This is a genomic window from Streptosporangium sp. NPDC020072 (genome assembly GCF_040631445.1).
Classification (GTDB): Bacteria; Actinomycetota; Actinomycetes; order Streptosporangiales; family Streptosporangiaceae; genus Streptosporangium.
The window spans coordinates 75,728-92,791 of the sequence record NZ_JBEYAB010000008.1 but is presented as its reverse complement, the minus strand read 5'-3'; the positions used below and the strand labels follow the sequence as shown (position 1 = coordinate 92,791).

The following is a 17,064-nucleotide window of genomic DNA, read 5'->3' as shown; positions in this document are numbered from 1 at the left end:
AAGGTCTGCCGGCGCCGAGGGAGACGGGCGGTGGCCGCAACCGCACCAGACCGGCGTCCTCACTCGCCGACCGGCTCATCGTCGCGCCCCGGCCGTAGGGCGCCCGCGCGCACGGCGGCGAGCGTGACGCGCACCGCCTGGTCGGCGGTCGTCTCGTCGACGGGTTCGGCGGTGATGAGCAGGCGCAGGTAGATCGGCGCGGCCAGGGTCTTCAGCACCTCGGCGGGATCGGTGTCCCCGGGAAGCTGGCCGCGCTCGATGGCACGTCTCAGTACCGGCTCAGCCCTGGCCAGCCGGTCGTCGAACACTTGCCGGCGGGCTGCGGCGATCTCCGGAAGGTGGGCCGCCCCCGTGAACATGGCGGCCAGGATGGCCTGCCCGGCCGGGCTGGTGAACGCCTGGACGATCGAGCGCGCCAGCGCCCGCAGGTCAGTCTCGATCGCGCCGGTGTCGGGTACGGGGATGTCCGTCGCCATGTGTTCGGCCAGAGCGTCGATGAGCAGGCTCTCGCGATCTTTCCACCGGCGGTACACCGTCGTCTTGTGGACCCCGGCGCGCTGGGCGACGTTCTCGACGGTCAACGCGGCGTAGCCCTTGTCGACGAGCTCGGCGAGGGTGGCGGCGTGGACGGCGACGCGTACTTTGGCGCCGCGGCCGACCGGCCGGGCAGGGGATTGACCAGACCGCATTGCAACTCCAAGTTGCGATATTCGAAGGCGAATGGCAGGATCAATTTATCGCAACTTGGAGTTGCGATGTGTTGGTCCCATTCCTCTGAGGTGGCACATCATGCACAGCCCTCCCGCCTGGACCTTCGACGACATCCCCGACCAGACCGGTCGTGTCGTGGTGTTGACCGGAGCCAACAGCGGTATCGGCTACATCACCGCCCGCGAACTGGCCCGCCACGGCGCGCAGGTCGCCCTGGCCTGCCGCGACCCCGAACGGGGCCGGCTCGCGCTGACCCGCATGCAAGGCGAGGTGCCTGGCGCCCGCCTGGAACTGCGCCGGGTGGACCTGGGCAGCCTGGCCTCCATCCGTGAGTTCGCCGCCGGGTGGGACCGTGGACGGCTCGATCTGCTGGTGAATAACGCCGGGGTGGCGATGGTGCCGTATGCCCGGACCGCCGACGGGTTCGAGTCGCAGTTCGGCGTCAACCATCTGGGCACCTTCGCCCTGACCGGCCTACTGCTGCCGCACCTGCTCGCCGCGCCCGACCCGCGGGTGATAACCGTCAGCAGCGAAGGCCAGCGCTTCGCCCGCTTCGACCTGCGCAACCTCAACGCCGAGCGCAGATATCGCACGGCGTTCGCCTACGTGCAGTCCAAGCGGGCCAACCTCTACTTCGCCATGGAGTTGCAGCGCCGGGCCGACGCCGCCGGGCTGCGGCTGCGCAGCATGGCCGTCGCCCCCGGGCTCACCCGCACCAACGTGCTCACCGGCGGCGCCAACAGCGACAGAGGACGACTGTACGTGACCCTCACGCGCCTGGTGGTGCGCGCGGCCTTCCGCCCGACGCCGGAAGGGGCGAAGACCTCGCTGTACGCGGCGACGGTACCGGACCTGTCCGGCGGCAGCTACATCGTTCCCGACGGGCCACTGCAACTGCGCGGCGAGCCCGTACGCCGCACCCGCGAACGCGCCATCCGCGACACCGATACGGCCACACACCTGTGGCAACTGTCCGAACGCCTGACCGGAGTCACCTACGCCTTACCGGCGCGTACGGCGGCTGGCCTGCACTAGCGTTCATCGCCCACGAGCTGAGGAACCATGCCCATAGATCCGCGCCGGGCCCTTGGGCTTGTTCGAGCTCACGCAGGCCCGGCACCCTGACGGATCACCGGCCCGGCCGGTACGCGGCTACGGGGCCGACATCGGGCTTCTCCTCCATTGGTCGAGGTGGGCGTTGATGAACTCGCCTATTGATATGGGCTCGTGCCCGGTGATCTGCTTCACGGCTGGGGAGAGCTGGCTGAAACCGCCGTGTCGGACGCGGTGGTAGAGGTCGTCGAGGATGCCCGCCATCCAGGGGTCGAGGCCGTCGAGGGTTTCCCGCGGGGACGGGTCCTCGGCGCGGATCCGGTGGCCGAGACGCGCGGAGAGCTCCTGCGCGACGTTCGCGACGGGAACCGGGTCCGGACCGGTGATCGTGTGCGCTCGGCCGTGGTGATCCTCCGGCGCGCGGAGCGCGGCCACAGCGACGTCGGCGATGTCGCGTGCGTCCACCCACGCGATCGGGGCACCGCCCGAGGGCAGGCTCAGGACACGGTCGTCCCGGATGGCGTCGCGGTAGAACCGAGAGTCGGTCAGGACCTGGTGGAACCAGGACGGACGGAGCAGGGTCCAGGAAGCGGCCCGAGTGACGACCGCGTCCTCGACCCGGCGCGCCCAGTGGTCCGGCGAGAGGGTTTCGGCTCCCTGCTCGGACAGCAGGACGACATGCGCGTCCGGGTTCACCTCGACCAGATCGGCGACGAGTTCGGGGGCGGTGGGATAGTCGGGGCGCATCAGGTAGATCGCGTCCACGGCTGCGGCCGCCTCGCGCCAGGTCGTCCGGTCGTGCCAGTCGAAACGGACCGGATCGGTTCTGGTGTCTGACGTCCTGGCGGGCTGCGACGACCCAGCGTGGACGAGGATCCCGAAGCGGCGCAGCCGGGCGGCCACCTCGCGTCCTGTCTTGCCTCGGGCTCCAGTCACCAGCACCGTGCGGATCACGCCTGCTCCTGGAGCCGGACGACGGCCTTACCGATCGTGGGCGCCCCACTGCGCAGCAGGCCCAGCAGGGCTTCGGGCATCCGTTCGATGCCGTCCACCACCGTCTGCCGGTGGACGATCTCGCCCGAGCGTACCCGGGAACCCACCTCGGCGCGGAAGGCGGGCATCTGGTCCTGATGGTCGGTGACCAGGAAGCCGCGCGCGGTCACCCGCTTGGTGACCAACTGGTAGAGGTTCCGCAGGCCGTATGGCTCCCGGCCGTCGTACTGGCTGGCCATCCCGCACAGGGCCAGCCGGGCACCGACCCGGAGATGGTCGATCGCGGCCTCCAACTGGGCGCCGCCAACGTTGTCGAAGACCACGTCGATGCCGTCCGGGGCGGCCTGTGCAAGGTGCTCACCAGCCGCACCGTCGTTGTAGTCGAAGGCGGTGTCGAAACCGAGGTCATCGACCAGATGGCGCACCTTGGCGGGCGATCCCGCGCTGCCGATCACCTGCTTGGCTCCCCGCAGCCGGGCGATCTGACCGGCGATGCTCCCGACTGCCCCGGCCGCTCCCGTGACGAACACCGTGTCGCCGGGTCGCACCGACGCCACTTGGGTGATGCCCAGCCATGCGGTCAGGCCCGTCGCACCGAGCACGCCGAGATAGGTTTCGGCGGGCAGATCGTCGGTGTCGATGGGTACGACCCCGGCCGCATCGATCACGGTGGCCTCGCGCAGGCCCAGGAAGTGCTCAACCACCTGGCCCGGCTTGACACCGTCCGCACGGGACTCGACGACCACGCCGATCGCTCCTCCCTCCAGTGACGCCCTCAGCGGGAATGGCGGGATGTAGGACGGGCGGTCGTCCATCCGGCCACGCATGTACGGGTCCACCGACAAGTGCGTGTTACGAACCAGGACCTGACCGGGCCGTAATTCGGGAATCTCGGTTTCGACCAGCGCGAAGTCGTCGGCCGACACCTGCCCTTGCGGCCGTCGCGCCAGGTGCCACTCCCGGGCCCGTCCCTTGCTGGTGACCATCATCAGAATGCCCCCGTAGATACTTGAGTCAATCAAGTATCTACCTTGGCACATATACTTGAGTCCATCAAGTTCTTGGTAGAATCGGCTCCATGGCTGCACCTTCGGGGCCCGTCGCCGCGTCGACCGATGCCGAACGGGCGATGTTCGACTTCGTCGATGCCTACGACCGCGCATACGAAACCGCCGCCCTGGAGCACGGGCTGAGCGTGGCGCAGGCCTGTGTGCTCGGGCGGCTCACCCGGCAGATCGGGATGCGGGAACTGGCCGACGAACTCAACTGCGACGCGTCCAATATCACCCAGATCATCAGCAGGCTTGAGGCTCGCGATCTCGTCCACCGTCGACCTCACCCCGGCGACGGCCGCTCCCGGCAGATTGTCAGGACCCCCGATGGAGCCGCCCTCTACGCCGCCTTTGAGGAGTCCTTCGAGTTCGCCCGGTCCGCCACCGCCAACCTCAGCGCCCGCGAACAAGACCAACTGGCCACCCTGCTCCGCAAGGCCCTCAACGGAACACGGGAGCCGAACAGCTGACCCTTCGGGGCGTGGTAAGCGGTCCGACCTGGCAGGAGGCGCGATGGAGCGGTTCCACATGGGCGATGCCTCGGGCATCGTCACCATGCCGGTTGAACGTCGACTTGCCGTACGGACCGACGACGAGCAGACCCTCTATCGGGGCCCGACCGCTGCAGGATCGTGGCGAAGACGGTGGCGTTCGCCTCGGCGCGGATGCTGGTGGCCAGGTCCTCCAGCGTCGTGTACCCGAGCAGTTCCAGCCGGAGCCGGAGTAACTCCTCGATCGCCACGTTGACCAGATCCGCCGGGTTGTTCTTGGCCTGGGCCGCCTTCCGGACCGCCGTCGCGGCGATCGCCCGGGCCTGGCCCGCGTCGTACTTCACACCCTGACGCTGGCCACCAGCTTGCGATGCGCCTTCGCTCTCGGGGAGGACCCGTGGTCCGGCCAGATGTTCTCGGTCAACTCCAGGCAGCGCCGAACGTGGTCGATCACCACGTCGGGGATCTCGTCCGGGGACGGGAAGCGCGCCATCTTCTGAAAGCACTTCAACGCCGGCACCAGCGCGAAGCACGACTCGGAGCTGCCGGTGCGCTGTTCGGCCCAGGCCACCTCCTCCGGCGACGGCGTGAAGAACACGTACAGCACCCGCGCTGACATCCACGAGGCCTTCCTCGGCCTCGGTTGTGCTCTGATCCGCTGGCGCCGCCCCAGCTCATTGCGTTAAGAGTGCTAAGTGTCCTCTTCCTGTTTGAGAGGTGATCTCGTTGTCCGGTTCACCGGCTGAAGCCGGCCCGCGCGCCACTTTCTCCGATTCCAGCGGCAACGGCAGCGGCCCCGCGGAGACCGCAGACTTACATCGGTCTCCCGAACGGCTGTGTCCCTCTCCTCGAATTCTTTGGTAGGTCAGATGGGTTTCTCTTGGCCAACGTTGGTCTGGCGCCGCCTGGCCAACATCGACCGATGGGTACAGAAGGTCAGCAAAGGACGCTGGGCGCTGATCGGACGGGTCGACAACTCCCTTGTTCTGACGACGGTCGGACGCCGTAGCGGCAGAGCCCGTTCCAGCCCGCTGGTCTACGTCCGGGACCAAGATGCGCTGATCATCGTCGGCACCAATTTCGGGCAGCGGAACCATCCGTCCTGGTCAGCCAACCTGATGGCTCACCCCACGGCAACGGTACTGATGAAGGGCCGGTCTTTCACGGTCGACGCCGAGCCCGTCATAGACGAGCAAGCGCGCTCTCACGCCTGGGGTCTCATGACGCGCCATTGGTCGGGTTATGAGGCCTACGCCGAAAGATCAGGCCGGGAAATCCGCATCTTCCGCCTTATACCCCGGAAAGAATGACGAAACGGCCTCCCGCGCCGCGTCGAAGCCACGAATGACTTGAGACCAAGGCGCTTTCGGAGTGCTACAGCGACATCATGTTCCAGACACCGCCTGGTCGACGCCGCACCTCAACGACGAAGGCCATATCGCACCGTAGCGTACGGTATGGCCTCCCCGAGGGGGTGCTCTGGGGCAAGGGCGTCATCACCGACAACGACCCGATTGTGCGGCCGGGCCGTACCAGTGTTGCAGTGCCTGGTGGAGCCCGTCGGCGTGGTCGTGACCGGCGGCGCGCAGCCAGGCGGTGTGCCCGTCCGGCCGCAGGAGGACGGCCGCGAGTTCGGGATGGTCGGGGCAGGTCGCGGTGACGATGTCCACTCGGTCTGCCCATCCTGCGGCCGAATCACGGATGGTGCCCGCTCCGGTCAGGTCGAGCAGCGCACCGCGTCCCGAGGTGAGCAACTCGGCCAGGCGTGTACGGCCGTCGCCTGTGGTCAGGGCGAGGTCGGGCGCCAGGCGGCCCAGCCAGGGATGGCCGGAGTCGGGGCGCATCTCGTAGCGGGTGTCCAGCCCGGTGATGGTCTCGGTGAGAGCGCGGTTGCCCGCAGGGTGGCGGGCGAGGCGGGTGAGGAGGTCGGTGATCGGGGCGAGCCGGTCGTCGGAGTCGCCGAGCAGCACCTGGGCTCGCGTGTTGGCCAGCACGTGCGCACCGGCGGTGTGGCGTTCGGCGTGGTAGCTGGCGAGCAGGTGCGTCGGGGCGGTGCCGCGCACGGTGGCGGCGAGTTTCCAGCCGAGGTTGAACGCGTCGTCCAGGGCGACGTTGACGCCGATCGCCCCGGCCGGCGGGTGGATGTGTGCGGCGTCTCCGGCCAGGATGACCCTGCCTCGGACGTACTCGGACGCCTGCCGGGCCGCGTTGCCGAACCGGGTCAGCCAGCGTGCGGCGCGTAGCCCGACATGGCGGCCGAGCGCGTCGTCCACGGCGGTTTGGAGCAGGTCCAGGGTGACCGGGGTGTCTTTGTCCGCAGGTGGTTGCCGGTCGGAGGTGATGATCCTGACGTAGCCGGGGCGGGGGATGACGAACACGGATCCGTCAGGGCCGGTGGTCGCGCCGAACGGCAATGCCTCGGAGTCGGCGAGCTCGACGTCGCCGAGCAGGAAGAAGCGGGTCGCCGCGGTACCGGGGAAGTCGATGCCGGCCTGTTTGCGGACGGTGCTGCGGCCGCCGTCGCAGCCGACCAGATACGCGGCCCGGACGCGGTACTCGCGGTCGCCGGTGGTGACGGTGGCGGTGACGGATTCGGAATCCTGTTCCAGCACGCGCAGTTCGTGTCCGCGCCGGATGTCGGCTCCCAGGTCGAGGGCGTGCGCCTCTAGTATCTCCTCGACCCGGGTCTGCGGGATGCCCAGCGAGTACGGGTGGTCGGTGTGCGTACCGGGGAGGGCGAGCGTCACCGGCAGGCCGGAGAACGCGGCGTGCGGCACTTGCCAGCCCTCGCTGATGAACCTCTCGGCGAGGCCGCGCCGCGCCAGCAGGTCCAGGGCGCGGGCGTTGAGGTTGAAGCCCCGGCAGAAGTCCGGCCGTTGCGCGTGGCGTTCGACGACGACCGTGTCGACGCCGGCGAGCCGGAGTTCGCTCGCGAGTAACAGTCCGGCCGGGCCGGCTCCGACGATCAGCACCTCGGTCATCGGGTGGTTCCTTCCGGGGACGTGGGGGCGGACCAGGTCCATCCCTGTTCGGTTTGTTCGACCTTGGGCCAGAACAGGCTGCCGTCGCGGATCTCGGCGATGGTCCGCCGCGTCCAGGCCAGTTCGGCCTCCCAGGCGTGCAGTGCGCACTCGGTTTCGATCATGAACAAGCGGGGGACCTTGCCGGAGCCGACCGTGTCGGCCAGCACCGTGTTCGTCTCCTCGATCCGTTGGGCCAGATGCCCCGCCCGTTCGGCCAGTGCCTCCGCCGCCCTGTCCGGACCGAGAGCGCCGAGGTAGGACACCGCGGCCATGAACTTCGGGTATTCCGCGACGGGCATACGCAGAAGCTCGTCGATCCAGCGCACGAATTCGCTTTGGCCCAGCTCGGTTGTCGCGTACACGGTTCGCTCCGGCCGCCTGCCATCGCGCGCCGTCTCCACCGGTTCGATCCAGTCATGCCGGACCAACGCCTCGACCGTGTCGTACAGGGACCCGGAGTTGACCTTGAAGCTGCTGTCCTTGTGCCGCTCCCGCAGGGTGGCCGCCATCTCGTACGGGTGCATTGGCTGTTCCTGGAGCAGGCCCAGCACGGCCAGCGCCAGGGTGTTGGAGACCTTCCGCTTCGTCATCTTCATCACCGATCTCTAATAGTAGGAACCGACTATACGGTATCGACTATCAGAGGCAAGCCCTGCGGATTCGCGCGCAGGGCGGCGGCGAACACGGACCGGGAGTCAGAGAGATGTGGAACGGAATCCGGCGTCAACGGGTTCCCGCTCGTGGGCGAACTGCGGTTTCCCCGCCTCCGAACGTGCGCTGGCCCAGCCGACCGCACCCGGGCGCCAGGCCCTGCGAACCCACGAGGCGGCCCCGCTGCCTCCCGTGTGTGCGACGCCACCAGTCGAGGGGCTCCCCGCCGCGCTCCAGGAGCGCGCCCGGCAACCGCTGGGCTTCCGTGATCAGATCGGGCGGGCGCCTGGCGAACTCGAACTGCGGAGCGCGGTACCGAGCAGTGCGGGCGTGGAACGTCGAGAACGCACGACCTGCCGTACGCGGTCGGCTCCCCGCGATCGACGGTTGTCGGCTATCGCCCGGTGTGCCGGAGGATCGCGGCGGAGATCCGAGGAATCACCGGCAGCGGGAACCCGTGCCCCATTCCCTCGATGGGCAGGAACTCGCTGCCGGGAATCGCCGCCGCCAGGGCCTGGCCGTGAGCGAAGGGCGCCATGGGATCGTCCGAGCCGTGAATCACCAGAGTCGGAGCGGTGATCGAGCCGACAAGCCCGGAACGGTCGCGGGAGGCGAAGGCCGCGAGGATGTGGTTCTTCGAGGCGTGGCCCGCATCGGTGGCGTTCTCGATCTCCCGCTCGATGATCACGCGCGTGGCCGCCTCGTCGAACGGCGTCAACTGTCCGGCGAGAATGCGTGCCAGTTTGAGGTGCGACTCGACGTGCTCCTCCCGGGTGCTGGGCGGATTGGCGATCTGTTCGGCGTCCCAGGCGGCCAGTCGTGGATCGCGTACCGTGCCCCGGAAGGTGTTGGTCGCGGGGTCGAGGGGCTCGGCGCTCGACATGATGACGGTCAGGCTGCGCAGCCGGTCAGCGTGTTCGAGTGCGATCTCCTGGGCGATCATGCCGCCCATCGACGCGCCGACCACATCCGCCGTGGCGATGCCCAAGCCGTCGAGCAGACCGACGGCGTCCTGGGCGAGGTCGACCATGGTGTATGGGTTGGCCTCGTAATCCACGCGGCCGGACAGCCCGGTGTCCCGGTTGTCGTAGCGGATGACGTACCGGCCTCCCTCCTGGAGAAGGCGGCAGAGCTCGTCGGGCCAGGTGGCACCTCGGGCGCCGAGCCCCATCACGAGCAGCAGTGCGGGGTCGGCCGAGTCGCCGAACGTCTCGCACCACAGACGGATTCCGTTGGCCTCGACGATGCGTTCCATCATGTTCTGCCCCTCGTTCTGGCTCGCACCAGTGGCGACGACCGGCGCTACGACATCCCGTACGAGGACGAGCGCTCACGGACCGTGCGCCGAGTCCGCTCCCACAGCACCCTCCCAAAGCAAAAAGTATATACACGTTAACTTTTTGCTTGATCCAGAGCCGTCACAGTCCAACCGGCGCATGCAGGACGGCGAGCATCTGGGCCCGCAGGTGCACGCCCAGCGCCCGGATGTCGTCGCTCAGCCGGGCGGCGAGCACCGCCGTCACCATCCCCATGACGGAGGTGACGGCGATCCGCGCCGCGAGGTCCGACAGCTCCGGCCGTACCTCGATCAGCAGCCCGACCCACTCCTCACGTATCTGCCGCATCTGGCGGTTGAGCCGCCGCCGATCCTGCTCCGGCAGCCACAGCAGCTCGGCCTGCATGATCAGAGTCAGGCTCCGGTTCTCGACGGACGACCGGGAGAACCAGTCCACCAGGGCGATCAGCGCCTCCCGCGGGTCCCGGTCCCGGTTGGCCAGCGCGGCTTGCGTCCCCTCCTGAAGGCGTTCCAGCGACAACTCGATCAGGGCGAGAAGGATGGCCTGCTTGCCGGGGAAGTGCCGGTAGACCGCGGGTCCGGAGATGCCCACCGCGGCCCCGATGTCGTCGATCCCGGTGTCGGCGTAACCACGCTCCACGAAGAGCCGGGCCGCCTGCAACAGGATGACCCGCTTGCGCACCCCATGTTTGCGCCCCTGCGAGATGAGGGACTCCAGCTCGTCGGACTCGGCCACGTACGTACCTCTCTGAAAGAAACGGGAACCACGGTTAACATATTGGATAAGGGCTAACCAGGCACACCGCTTCTCGTCCGCGACCGCAGAGAGGTGAGCGCCCACCACGTCCACTCAGCTGGTCAGTGGGTACGGCGACGGGGCGCGAGGACCTCGGTGGCCGTGACGATGGCCTCAGGTTCGGGTTTGACGTAGCGGATTGCGGTGCGGGGGTTCTTGCGCCGGGTCTTGCCCATGATGAGCTGCAGCGGCACTTCAGTCTCGCCGAGGTGGGTGGCGGCGCTGTGGCGCAGCTGGTGCAGATCGAACCCGGCGTACTCGCCCAGCAGGACACGGGCGCGGTCGTAGCCGAGGCGGGCGCGCCCGGTGTACGGGCAGATGTCGGCCGGGCGGCGGGCGGGCGACGCTCGGACAGGAACACCGGTCGTTTCGTGCGGGTCCTGCCATCCGGAAGCCGGAGTAGCCGGGGCGGCAGGTGGGCGGTGCGCTGTTCCAGTACACCCACTCGATCGCACCACCGGCTGCCCTGGCGGGCCCTGGACACCTCACCGGCCACGCCGCTCCGCCCTCACTCACGCTGCCGAGGACAGCGCCAGCACCTCCACCCTCCTGGCCCACTTCGGGCGTACCTCGGTCGCCTGTCCCCCAAGGCCCTGGCCCGCCGGCGGAACAACCGAGACCCGGCGGCACGGCGCCGGTAACGCGTACAGCGCATCAGATCAGGTTCGTACCCGCCCGATTTTCCGCGAGTGCTACGGATCCCCTGGGCGCCAGGGCCCGGGCAGCCGGGCGGGCGCCGGTACGGCCTGCGAGACCCCTGCTCACGATGGGGTCGCCGTGAAGTCCAGGTCACCTGCTTGGTCCCGGCCGTTGTGTCCTGCTGCGGATTCCGGGGCCTCGGGTCCGGGCCGGGTGTGTGCGGTGCGGAGCAGGAGGGCGATGAGGACGGCCGCGCCCGTCATCAGAACGACGCAGACCACCGAGGCGATTCGCATCTCCTGGGCGAAAGCGTCGAACGCCACGCTGCGCAGCATTTCGGCGGTGCCCTCCGGAAGGGTCGCGGCTGTGTCGACGGCACCGCCGAGGGTGCTCCGCGCGGCCTCCAGTTCCTTGGGCGTGAGGGTGTCAGGAGCCTTGGCCGCCAGTTCCGAACGGTAGACGGCGGTGCCGACGCTGCCCAGGATCGCGATGCCCAGCGCCCCGCCGAACTCGGCCGAGGTCTCGGCCGTGGCGGAGGCCGCTCCGGCCCGCTCCGGTGGTGCGGCGGACAGGATCACCTCGGTGACCACGGCGGAGACTCCGCCGATGCCGATCGCGACGATTGTCAGGCCGCTGACGAGGTAGACGATTCCCGAACCGGCTTGGATCAGGGTCAGCATGGCGTAGCCGGCGGCTGCCACGAGCAGCCCGGCGGCGATCACGTTGGGTTTACCGATGCGGGGCGCGACCGCGGTGGCCAGTGCGATGCCCAGCGGCATCACGAGGAAGGTGGGCAGGGACCACAGAGCCGACTCGAACGGTCCCATGCCCAGAACGAGCTGCATGAACTGCCAGTTGAACAGGGAGAAGCCGACCAGCCCGAATGTCGCCAGCGCGCCGATGAGCAAGGGTACGTTGAACCGGCGTGTGCGGAACAGCGCAAGGTCGATCATGGGGTTCGCGGTCACGCGCTGACGGTGGACGAAGGCCGCCCCTACGGCGAGTCCGGCGGCGCAGTACAACAGGGGAACCCACTCAAGACCGCGCTCCGCCAGCAGTTTGACGCCGTAGATGACGCCGAGTACGGCCAGAAGGGACAGGGCGGCGCCGAGCAGGTCGAAACGGCCCGGCCTGGGGTCGCGATATTCGGGGAGCAGCAGCGGGCCGAGGGCCAGGAGCAGGACCATCACCGGCACGTTGATCAGGAAGACCGACCCCCACCAGAAGTGCTCCAGCAGCAGTCCGCCGATGATCGGGCCGAGTACGGCGCCGCCCGCGAAGCCCGCCGTCCAGACACCGACCGCGGCAGCCCGCTGTTTGGCGTCGTGGAACATGTTGCGGATCAGGGAAAGTGTGGACGGCGCCAGCGTGGATCCGGCGATGCCCAGGAGCGCGCGGGCCGCGATGAGCGACCCGGAGCCGGTCGAGTAGGCCGCCAGAACGGAGGCGGCGCCGAAGGCCGCGGCGCCCGCCAGCAGCACCCGCCGCCGTCCGATCCGGTCACCGAGCGTACCCATCGTGATGAGCAGGCCGGCGAGGAGGAAGCCGTAAGCATCCATGATCCACAACAGTTCGGAGCTGCTCGGCTTGAGGTCGGCCGTCAGGGACGGGAGCGCGACGAACATGACGGACATATCCATGGACGCCAGCACGCAGGGCAATACCAGGACCGCGAGCCCGACCCACTCCCTGGCTCCGGCTGTTCTGTCTACTTCAGTCATTTCCTCGGTTCCTGAGTCGCGTTGGCCAGGTCGGGGCAAATCGCCCCGGTGGGTACTTTGTACGCACTGGAGCGTACACGATACGCATGAACGTTGAATTCGTAAACATCTTTTTGAGCTGCTGGTTTGCCTGCACCACGCGCTGTAGTCCTCGATGGTCTAGGATTTCGACACAACCCGTAGCGTGTGACGAAAAGGAGTGTGGTGATGTCGGTGCAACCGGCATGCGCGTCATGCGGAAAGTCGCTGGAACCCGCCGATCGGGGCCGGCCGAGGCTCTACTGCTCCCGCGCGTGCCAGGCGAAGGCGTACCGGGCTCGCAGAGTGGAAGCACCGGCCGGCACCCCGGACGACAACGACGGCGCGCCGCATCTCACCGTTGAACGCATCGTGCGAGCCGGGATCGTCATCGCGGACGCGGAGGGACTCGACGCGCTGTCGATGCGCCGGGTCGCCATGGACCTCGGCACCGGCACCATGTCCTTGTACCGGCACGTGGCGTCCAAGGACGACCTGGTGGCCCTGATGGTGGAGGCCGCGATGGCCGATGTGCCCCTGCCCGACTCGGCGCCGCGGGACTGGCGTCACGGCCTCGAACGCGCCGCATACCGTGACTGGGACCTGTACCACCGCCACCCGTGGATCCTGCCGAGAGTCATGGTGACAACCCGCGCGTACTTCAGCCCGGCTCTCGCGGCGGACAGTGAAAGCGCTTTCTCCGCGTTCGACGGACTCGACCTCGAACCCGCCGAGGCTTTCCGGTACATGTTCATGTTCGCCTCGTACGTGCAGGGCGTGGCGCTGACCTACGTCAGCGACATGGAGGCGGAACGGCAGTCGCGAATCGCCCCAACCCAGGGGGCGAAGGCCTCGAATGAGACACAGAATCCGCTTTTCGCACCCGGGGCATATCCCCGGCTCGCCCGCGCGATGCGCGCAGGCGCCACTCCCTGGGACCTCGACGCCCTGTTCGCCTCAGGACTTGCCGGCATCCTGGACGGCATCGCGGCCGATCTGGCCAGACGGGGCATCGATTCGAGGCCTGGCGACCATCGGAACGAGAAGTCACGCTAAACAGCCCAGTGGACTCGGCTTAGAGGTCGCGCGGACAGGTGATCCTGACGCGCCGGGGGGTGACAGGCGCTGCTGCTAGTCTGATCAGCATGTCAGGCGCATCGTGCTCGGCCGCTTGTGCGGCAGTGACCAGGACGTCCCGCTAGCGGCGGGACGTTCGACTCTCAGCACCACCCATCCTGGAACGTCCAGTCGCTTCGTGATCAGTCCGGAGCGGCCGTTTGTGCTGCTCGGAAACTCTTCAGAGCGACGGAGCACTCGATGCTTTCAGGCACTACTTCTTCCCGCGGGCAAAGCCCGTCTCCCGCACGCGCATGGCTCGTACTGTGCGCGATGGCCATGCTGCAGTTCTTCATCGCGGTCGACGTGACCGTGGTCAACATCGCGCTGCCCTCAATCGGCGCGGATCTCGGCGCCGACGGCCAGTCGCTGACCTGGATAGTGGTCGGCTACACCATCACCGGCGGCGGGCTGCTCATGCTCGGCGGTCGCCTCAGCGACCTGCTAGGCCGCCGCCGCACGCTGCTGGTCGGCACGACCCTGTTCGGTGCGGCATCGCTGCTGGCGGGGCTGGCCCCCTCGTTCGCGGTCCTGGTGGCCGCGCGCCTCTTCCAGGGGGCCGGCGAGGCTATCGCACTGCCGGCGGCGATGGTCACCATCGTGCTGATGTTCCCCGAGGGCCCACGCCGGTCGCGGGCCCTGAGCGTGTGGGCCGCAGTCGCCAGCTGCGGTCTGGTGCTGGGATTCGCCCTCTCCGGAATCATCACCGCCCGTCTGGGTTGGCGCTGGATCTTCCTGATCTCGGTGCCGTTCGTCCTGGTCGTGATCATGGCCGCGCTCGTGCTCGTCAAGGCCGACCGTCCCGCTTCACGTAAACGGGCCCGGCTGGACCTGCCGGGCGCGCTCCTGCTGACTGTGTGCCCGCTGTTGTTCACCTACGCCGCGGTCGAAGCAGGAGAATCCGGAACGAGCCCGTGGGTGAGCCTGGCAGCGCTGGCAGGTGCGGTGCTGGCCGCCGCCGGGTTCGTGCGGGTCGAGCTGCGGTCCTCGAACCCGCTGGTGCCGCCGGCCTTCTTCGCCAACCGTGCCCGGGTGGGGGCGAACCTGACAACGATGCTGCTCAGCGGGGCGTTGTCGACCTCATTCCTGCTGTTCACGTTCTACCTGCAGAACCGTCTCGGAATCGGTCCGCTGGGAGCCGGCCTCACGATGCTCCCGCTGGCTGTTGCGCTGATCGCTGCCTCGGTTCTCGTGCCGAGGCAGCTGGGCCGTTGGGGAGCACGCGCGTGCGTGCTGGCAGGTCTCGGAGCCGCTGCGGGCGCGATGACGGTGATCGCGCTTGTGGCAGCCCTGGGTGCCGGGGCGACGTGGCTGCTTCCGGCGATGCTGCTGATCGCCGCCGGGATGGGCTTCGGGCTGGTGGGGCTGCAGTACATCGCGGTCAGCGGAACGACCGACGAGGACGCCGGGATCGCCTCCGGCGTCCAGCGAGCAGCCGACCAGCTCGGCGGGGCAAGCGGCGTAGCAGTCTACGTGGGCATCGGGTTCGCCCCCGCCGTGCACGCCGCAGACCCGTTCCTGATCGCAGCGGTCCTCGCCATCTTTGGACTGGCCGTCGGTGCCGTGGTCGTTAGCCGTTCCTCGGCCATCACGGAGGTGCGGCCGCAGACCGAGTAGGAGACCGCGCCGCCACGCTCTGCCGTCAGGCAGCGGCGTGGCGGCGCGGCCATGTGTTCGACTCGGGAACAGTGGCTCGATCCGCGCCCGCTGCGCGTCAGTCAAGGGCATGCCCAGATCAACGATTAAGCGATCGGAAAGAAGCTCAGCTCAGGGCGGCGATGTGGGCTGCGAGCCGGTCATCGGTGGATCAGGCTGCGGCGTCCGCCGTACCATCCCCATCGCCTCTGGGCGTGTCCTGATCGTCGGTGCCGAACAGCGTCAGTTGCTCGCCGTCCGGTTCGGTGCCGGTGAGTTTCAGACAGAGGTGCTTTCCATCAGGTCGTCACCTGCTGCCGCCAAAGTTCGGTCCGATCCTTCTTCTGTGTTTTCCGGTGGCACCCCTATGTGAGAACCAGTGCTCCGTATGGTGTACGGTACGACGTACGTTACAAGGAGGAGCAGCATGTACCAGCCGAGTGCCGAAGAACTGAAGAGCGTCGAGGAATGGTTCGCCGACTACGATGCGCTTGCTGAGCGGGGCTCCATCGAGCAACTGGCTGACCTGGCGGTCTTCCCGATGAACGTGGCCACCGACACGCCGGGCGGCTACGCGAGCGTCCGCCAGTGGACGCGAGCCGAGTATGTCGAGGCGATGAAGGAGTCCATGGGCGGCGGCACCGCCGGGCTTGACCTGCGTTCGACGCGCACCCCGCGCTTTCTCACCCCGAACCTGGTGGTCGTGGAGACCGAGGCGACGATGACGATCGAAGGCCAGGAGCACCGCATGCACTACGTCGACCTGCTGGTGCGGGCGGAGAACGGGTGGGCGTTCCAGACCATGGTCCAGGGCGGCTGGGGTCACGGCTGGCCGTCCGCCAAGCGCGGCTGACCGAGCCGTTCCCGGTCAGGGCACGTCTGGATGCTGAGCCGGCCTCCCGGAAGGGGAACGGTGCCGCCCGCTGTGGGTCGCGGGCGGCACCGTTCTGGGTGCGGGGTGAAGCGTTCCTTCGCGGTCCGGATACGACAGGTCCGGATACGACAGGAGGTGCGCTCTCGACGGTCGGCCGCCGGGCGGGGTGATGTGAACGACCTTGTCGTCCTGCCGCACCCGGCGGCCGGTGGTGAAATCGAAGGTGAAGAACCCACCCCCTCCAGGGATGACCCCTGAAGGAGCCCAGGGAATCGCCGACGCAGCTTGCGGGGCCCCTTGAGGGCCGGCTTCTGGATTCGCCGCCGTCAGGCCGCCTTGTCCGTGGCATCGGAAGCGGGGGCCAGCCGCACGCGGCCGGGCCGGATCCTCTCCTCGGGGAAGACCCACTTCCGGAACGCCCAGAAGCGGAAGACCATGGCGATCAGCGTGCCGACGACCTGCGCGCTCACGAAGTCGGCGATCTCCTGGGCCACCAGGCTCACATCCGGCGTCTCCATGCCGAACGCGTACCGCGAGACCCACAGCGGTGCGGAGTTGAGCACCAGGCCGATCCCGCTGACCAGGAAGAACAGCGCCGCCTCGTGACGGCGCTCGCGACCGCCCCTGGCCCGGAACGACCATTCGCGGTTCAGCACGTAGGACACGATCGTCGCCACGAGCACTGCGATGATCTTCGCGGTCACGGGCTTCGGTTCCAGAACGGTCAGCTTCAGCCCATAGAACATCGCGTTGTCCACGAGGAACGCCGTCCCACCGACCGCTGTGAACTTCAGTAGTTCGCGGTGCTTCAGCGCAAGCGCGTGCAGCGGTTCCGGCAACCTTGCGAGTACCGCTTTTGCTATTCGGAGCACCCCCGATCTTCTCACCAGTCAGACGTTCCATGACAAGTTTGACGAACACGATTTGCCCGGCTGGAACCGTACCCGACGGCGAAGCCGCGTGATCATGAGCTTTGACACGGCGCCGTGGTGCC

18 protein-coding genes are annotated in these 17,064 nt (G+C 68.2%); 6 read left to right on the top strand and 12 right to left on the bottom strand.

What is annotated here, in order from left to right; all coding sequences use genetic code 11:
• Positions 1-59: 59 nt before the first annotated feature.
• On the bottom strand, positions 60-689 hold the full coding sequence (locus ABZ470_RS20525) for a TetR/AcrR family transcriptional regulator (RefSeq protein ID WP_362912937.1): 630 nt from the start codon (positions 687-689) through the stop codon (positions 60-62).
• 100 nt (positions 690-789) lie between these two features.
• Here ABZ470_RS20525 and ABZ470_RS20520 point away from each other — a divergent pair, with 100 nt between their 5' ends.
• Complete coding sequence (locus tag ABZ470_RS20520) at positions 790-1,746, top strand: oxidoreductase (RefSeq protein WP_362912935.1); 957 nt, start codon at positions 790-792, stop codon at positions 1,744-1,746.
• Between the two features lie 117 nt (positions 1,747-1,863).
• Here the strand turns inward: ABZ470_RS20520 and ABZ470_RS20515 are convergent, their stop codons facing one another.
• Entirely contained in the window at positions 1,864-2,718 is an 855-nt protein-coding gene (locus tag ABZ470_RS20515; protein ID WP_362912933.1) for an NAD-dependent epimerase/dehydratase family protein, read from the bottom strand.
• Complete coding sequence (locus ABZ470_RS20510; RefSeq protein WP_362912931.1) at positions 2,715-3,746, bottom strand: NADP-dependent oxidoreductase; 1,032 nt, start codon at positions 3,744-3,746, stop codon at positions 2,715-2,717. Before ABZ470_RS20510 ends, ABZ470_RS20515 begins: the two co-directional genes overlap by 4 nt.
• A gap of 89 nt (positions 3,747-3,835) precedes the next feature.
• Between ABZ470_RS20510 and ABZ470_RS20505 the strand changes: the two genes are divergently transcribed.
• Positions 3,836-4,279 carry a MarR family transcriptional regulator gene (locus ABZ470_RS20505; protein WP_362912929.1) on the top strand — a complete coding sequence of 148 codons (444 nt, stop codon included), beginning with the start codon at positions 3,836-3,838 and terminating at the stop codon, positions 4,277-4,279.
• Positions 4,280-4,359: 80 nt separating this feature from the next.
• On the opposite strand, the gene ABZ470_RS20500 is transcribed toward ABZ470_RS20505, so the two are convergent.
• Complete coding sequence (locus ABZ470_RS20500) at positions 4,360-4,644, bottom strand: DUF4158 domain-containing protein (RefSeq protein ID WP_362912927.1); 285 nt, start codon at positions 4,642-4,644, stop codon at positions 4,360-4,362.
• Entirely contained in the window at positions 4,641-4,907 is a 267-nt protein-coding gene (locus ABZ470_RS20495) for a DUF4158 domain-containing protein (protein ID WP_362912926.1), read from the bottom strand. The genes ABZ470_RS20500 and ABZ470_RS20495 overlap by 4 nt, the downstream gene beginning before the upstream one ends.
• Positions 4,908-5,169: 262 nt before the next feature.
• On the opposite strand from ABZ470_RS20495, the gene ABZ470_RS20490 reads away from it, so the two are divergent.
• Positions 5,170-5,610, top strand: a complete 441-nt coding sequence (locus ABZ470_RS20490) for a nitroreductase family deazaflavin-dependent oxidoreductase (RefSeq protein WP_352012194.1) — start codon at positions 5,170-5,172, stop codon at positions 5,608-5,610.
• Positions 5,611-5,796: 186 nt separating this feature from the next.
• Here the strand turns inward: ABZ470_RS20490 and ABZ470_RS20485 are convergent, their stop codons facing one another.
• The 6 genes from ABZ470_RS20485 to ABZ470_RS20460 all read right to left on the bottom strand — a co-directional run bounded on the left by ABZ470_RS20485 (position 5,797) and on the right by ABZ470_RS20460 (position 12,427).
• Positions 5,797-7,281, bottom strand: a complete 1,485-nt coding sequence (locus ABZ470_RS20485; protein WP_362912925.1) for an FAD-dependent monooxygenase — start codon at positions 7,279-7,281, stop codon at positions 5,797-5,799.
• Positions 7,278-7,913 (bottom strand): PadR family transcriptional regulator, encoded by a 636-nt coding sequence (locus ABZ470_RS20480; protein ID WP_362784937.1) that lies wholly within the window; start codon positions 7,911-7,913, stop codon positions 7,278-7,280. Before ABZ470_RS20480 ends, ABZ470_RS20485 begins: the two co-directional genes overlap by 4 nt.
• A 455-nt stretch (positions 7,914-8,368) precedes the next feature.
• Positions 8,369-9,232 carry an alpha/beta hydrolase gene (locus ABZ470_RS20475; RefSeq protein ID WP_362912923.1) on the bottom strand — a complete coding sequence of 288 codons (864 nt, stop codon included), beginning with the start codon at positions 9,230-9,232 and terminating at the stop codon, positions 8,369-8,371.
• A 160-nt stretch (positions 9,233-9,392) separates the two neighbouring features.
• Positions 9,393-10,007 (bottom strand): TetR/AcrR family transcriptional regulator, encoded by a 615-nt coding sequence (locus ABZ470_RS20470; RefSeq protein ID WP_362912921.1) that lies wholly within the window; start codon positions 10,005-10,007, stop codon positions 9,393-9,395.
• A gap of 122 nt (positions 10,008-10,129) precedes the next feature.
• Positions 10,130-10,525, bottom strand: coding sequence for a hypothetical protein (locus tag ABZ470_RS20465; protein WP_362912919.1), 396 nt, complete (start codon positions 10,523-10,525; stop codon positions 10,130-10,132).
• A gap of 303 nt (positions 10,526-10,828) precedes the next feature.
• Positions 10,829-12,427 (bottom strand): MFS transporter, encoded by a 1,599-nt coding sequence (locus ABZ470_RS20460; RefSeq protein WP_362912917.1) that lies wholly within the window; start codon positions 12,425-12,427, stop codon positions 10,829-10,831.
• Positions 12,428-12,751: 324 nt separating this feature from the next.
• Here ABZ470_RS20460 and ABZ470_RS20455 point away from each other — a divergent pair, with 324 nt between their 5' ends.
• The 3 genes from ABZ470_RS20455 to ABZ470_RS20445 all read left to right on the top strand — a co-directional run bounded on the left by ABZ470_RS20455 (position 12,752) and on the right by ABZ470_RS20445 (position 16,049).
• Complete coding sequence (locus ABZ470_RS20455) at positions 12,752-13,501, top strand: TetR/AcrR family transcriptional regulator C-terminal domain-containing protein (protein WP_362912915.1); 750 nt, start codon at positions 12,752-12,754, stop codon at positions 13,499-13,501.
• 333 nt (positions 13,502-13,834) lie between these two features.
• Positions 13,835-15,178 carry an MFS transporter gene (locus ABZ470_RS20450; RefSeq protein WP_362912913.1) on the top strand — a complete coding sequence of 448 codons (1,344 nt, stop codon included), beginning with the start codon at positions 13,835-13,837 and terminating at the stop codon, positions 15,176-15,178.
• A gap of 445 nt (positions 15,179-15,623) precedes the next feature.
• Complete coding sequence (locus tag ABZ470_RS20445) at positions 15,624-16,049, top strand: nuclear transport factor 2 family protein (protein WP_362912911.1); 426 nt, start codon at positions 15,624-15,626, stop codon at positions 16,047-16,049.
• A 347-nt stretch (positions 16,050-16,396) separates the two neighbouring features.
• Here ABZ470_RS20445 and ABZ470_RS20440 read toward each other — a convergent pair whose 3' ends face one another.
• Positions 16,397-16,909 carry a GtrA family protein gene (locus ABZ470_RS20440; protein ID WP_362912909.1) on the bottom strand — a complete coding sequence of 171 codons (513 nt, stop codon included), beginning with the start codon at positions 16,907-16,909 and terminating at the stop codon, positions 16,397-16,399.
• Between the last annotated feature and the right edge of the window lie 155 nt (positions 16,910-17,064).

Excerpts from the sequence above, each read along its gene's own strand:
- ABZ470_RS20525 (WP_362912937.1), bottom strand. The coding sequence starts at position 689 with ATGCGGTCTGGTCAATCCCCTGCCCGGCCGGTCGGCCGCGGCGCCAAA.
- ABZ470_RS20520 (WP_362912935.1), top strand. The coding sequence starts at position 790 with ATGCACAGCCCTCCCGCCTGGACCTTCGACGACATCCCCGACCAGACC.
- ABZ470_RS20510 (WP_362912931.1), bottom strand. The coding sequence starts at position 3,746 with ATGATGGTCACCAGCAAGGGACGGGCCCGGGAGTGGCACCTGGCGCGA.
- ABZ470_RS20505 (WP_362912929.1), top strand. The coding sequence starts at position 3,836 with ATGGCTGCACCTTCGGGGCCCGTCGCCGCGTCGACCGATGCCGAACGG.
- ABZ470_RS20490 (WP_352012194.1), top strand. The coding sequence starts at position 5,170 with ATGGGTTTCTCTTGGCCAACGTTGGTCTGGCGCCGCCTGGCCAACATC.
- ABZ470_RS20485 (WP_362912925.1), bottom strand. The coding sequence starts at position 7,281 with ATGACCGAGGTGCTGATCGTCGGAGCCGGCCCGGCCGGACTGTTACTC.
- ABZ470_RS20480 (WP_362784937.1), bottom strand. The coding sequence starts at position 7,913 with ATGACGAAGCGGAAGGTCTCCAACACCCTGGCGCTGGCCGTGCTGGGC.
- ABZ470_RS20475 (WP_362912923.1), bottom strand. The coding sequence starts at position 9,232 with ATGATGGAACGCATCGTCGAGGCCAACGGAATCCGTCTGTGGTGCGAG.
- ABZ470_RS20460 (WP_362912917.1), bottom strand. The coding sequence starts at position 12,427 with ATGACTGAAGTAGACAGAACAGCCGGAGCCAGGGAGTGGGTCGGGCTC.
- ABZ470_RS20450 (WP_362912913.1), top strand. The coding sequence starts at position 13,835 with ATGGCCATGCTGCAGTTCTTCATCGCGGTCGACGTGACCGTGGTCAAC.
- ABZ470_RS20445 (WP_362912911.1), top strand. The coding sequence starts at position 15,624 with ATGTACCAGCCGAGTGCCGAAGAACTGAAGAGCGTCGAGGAATGGTTC.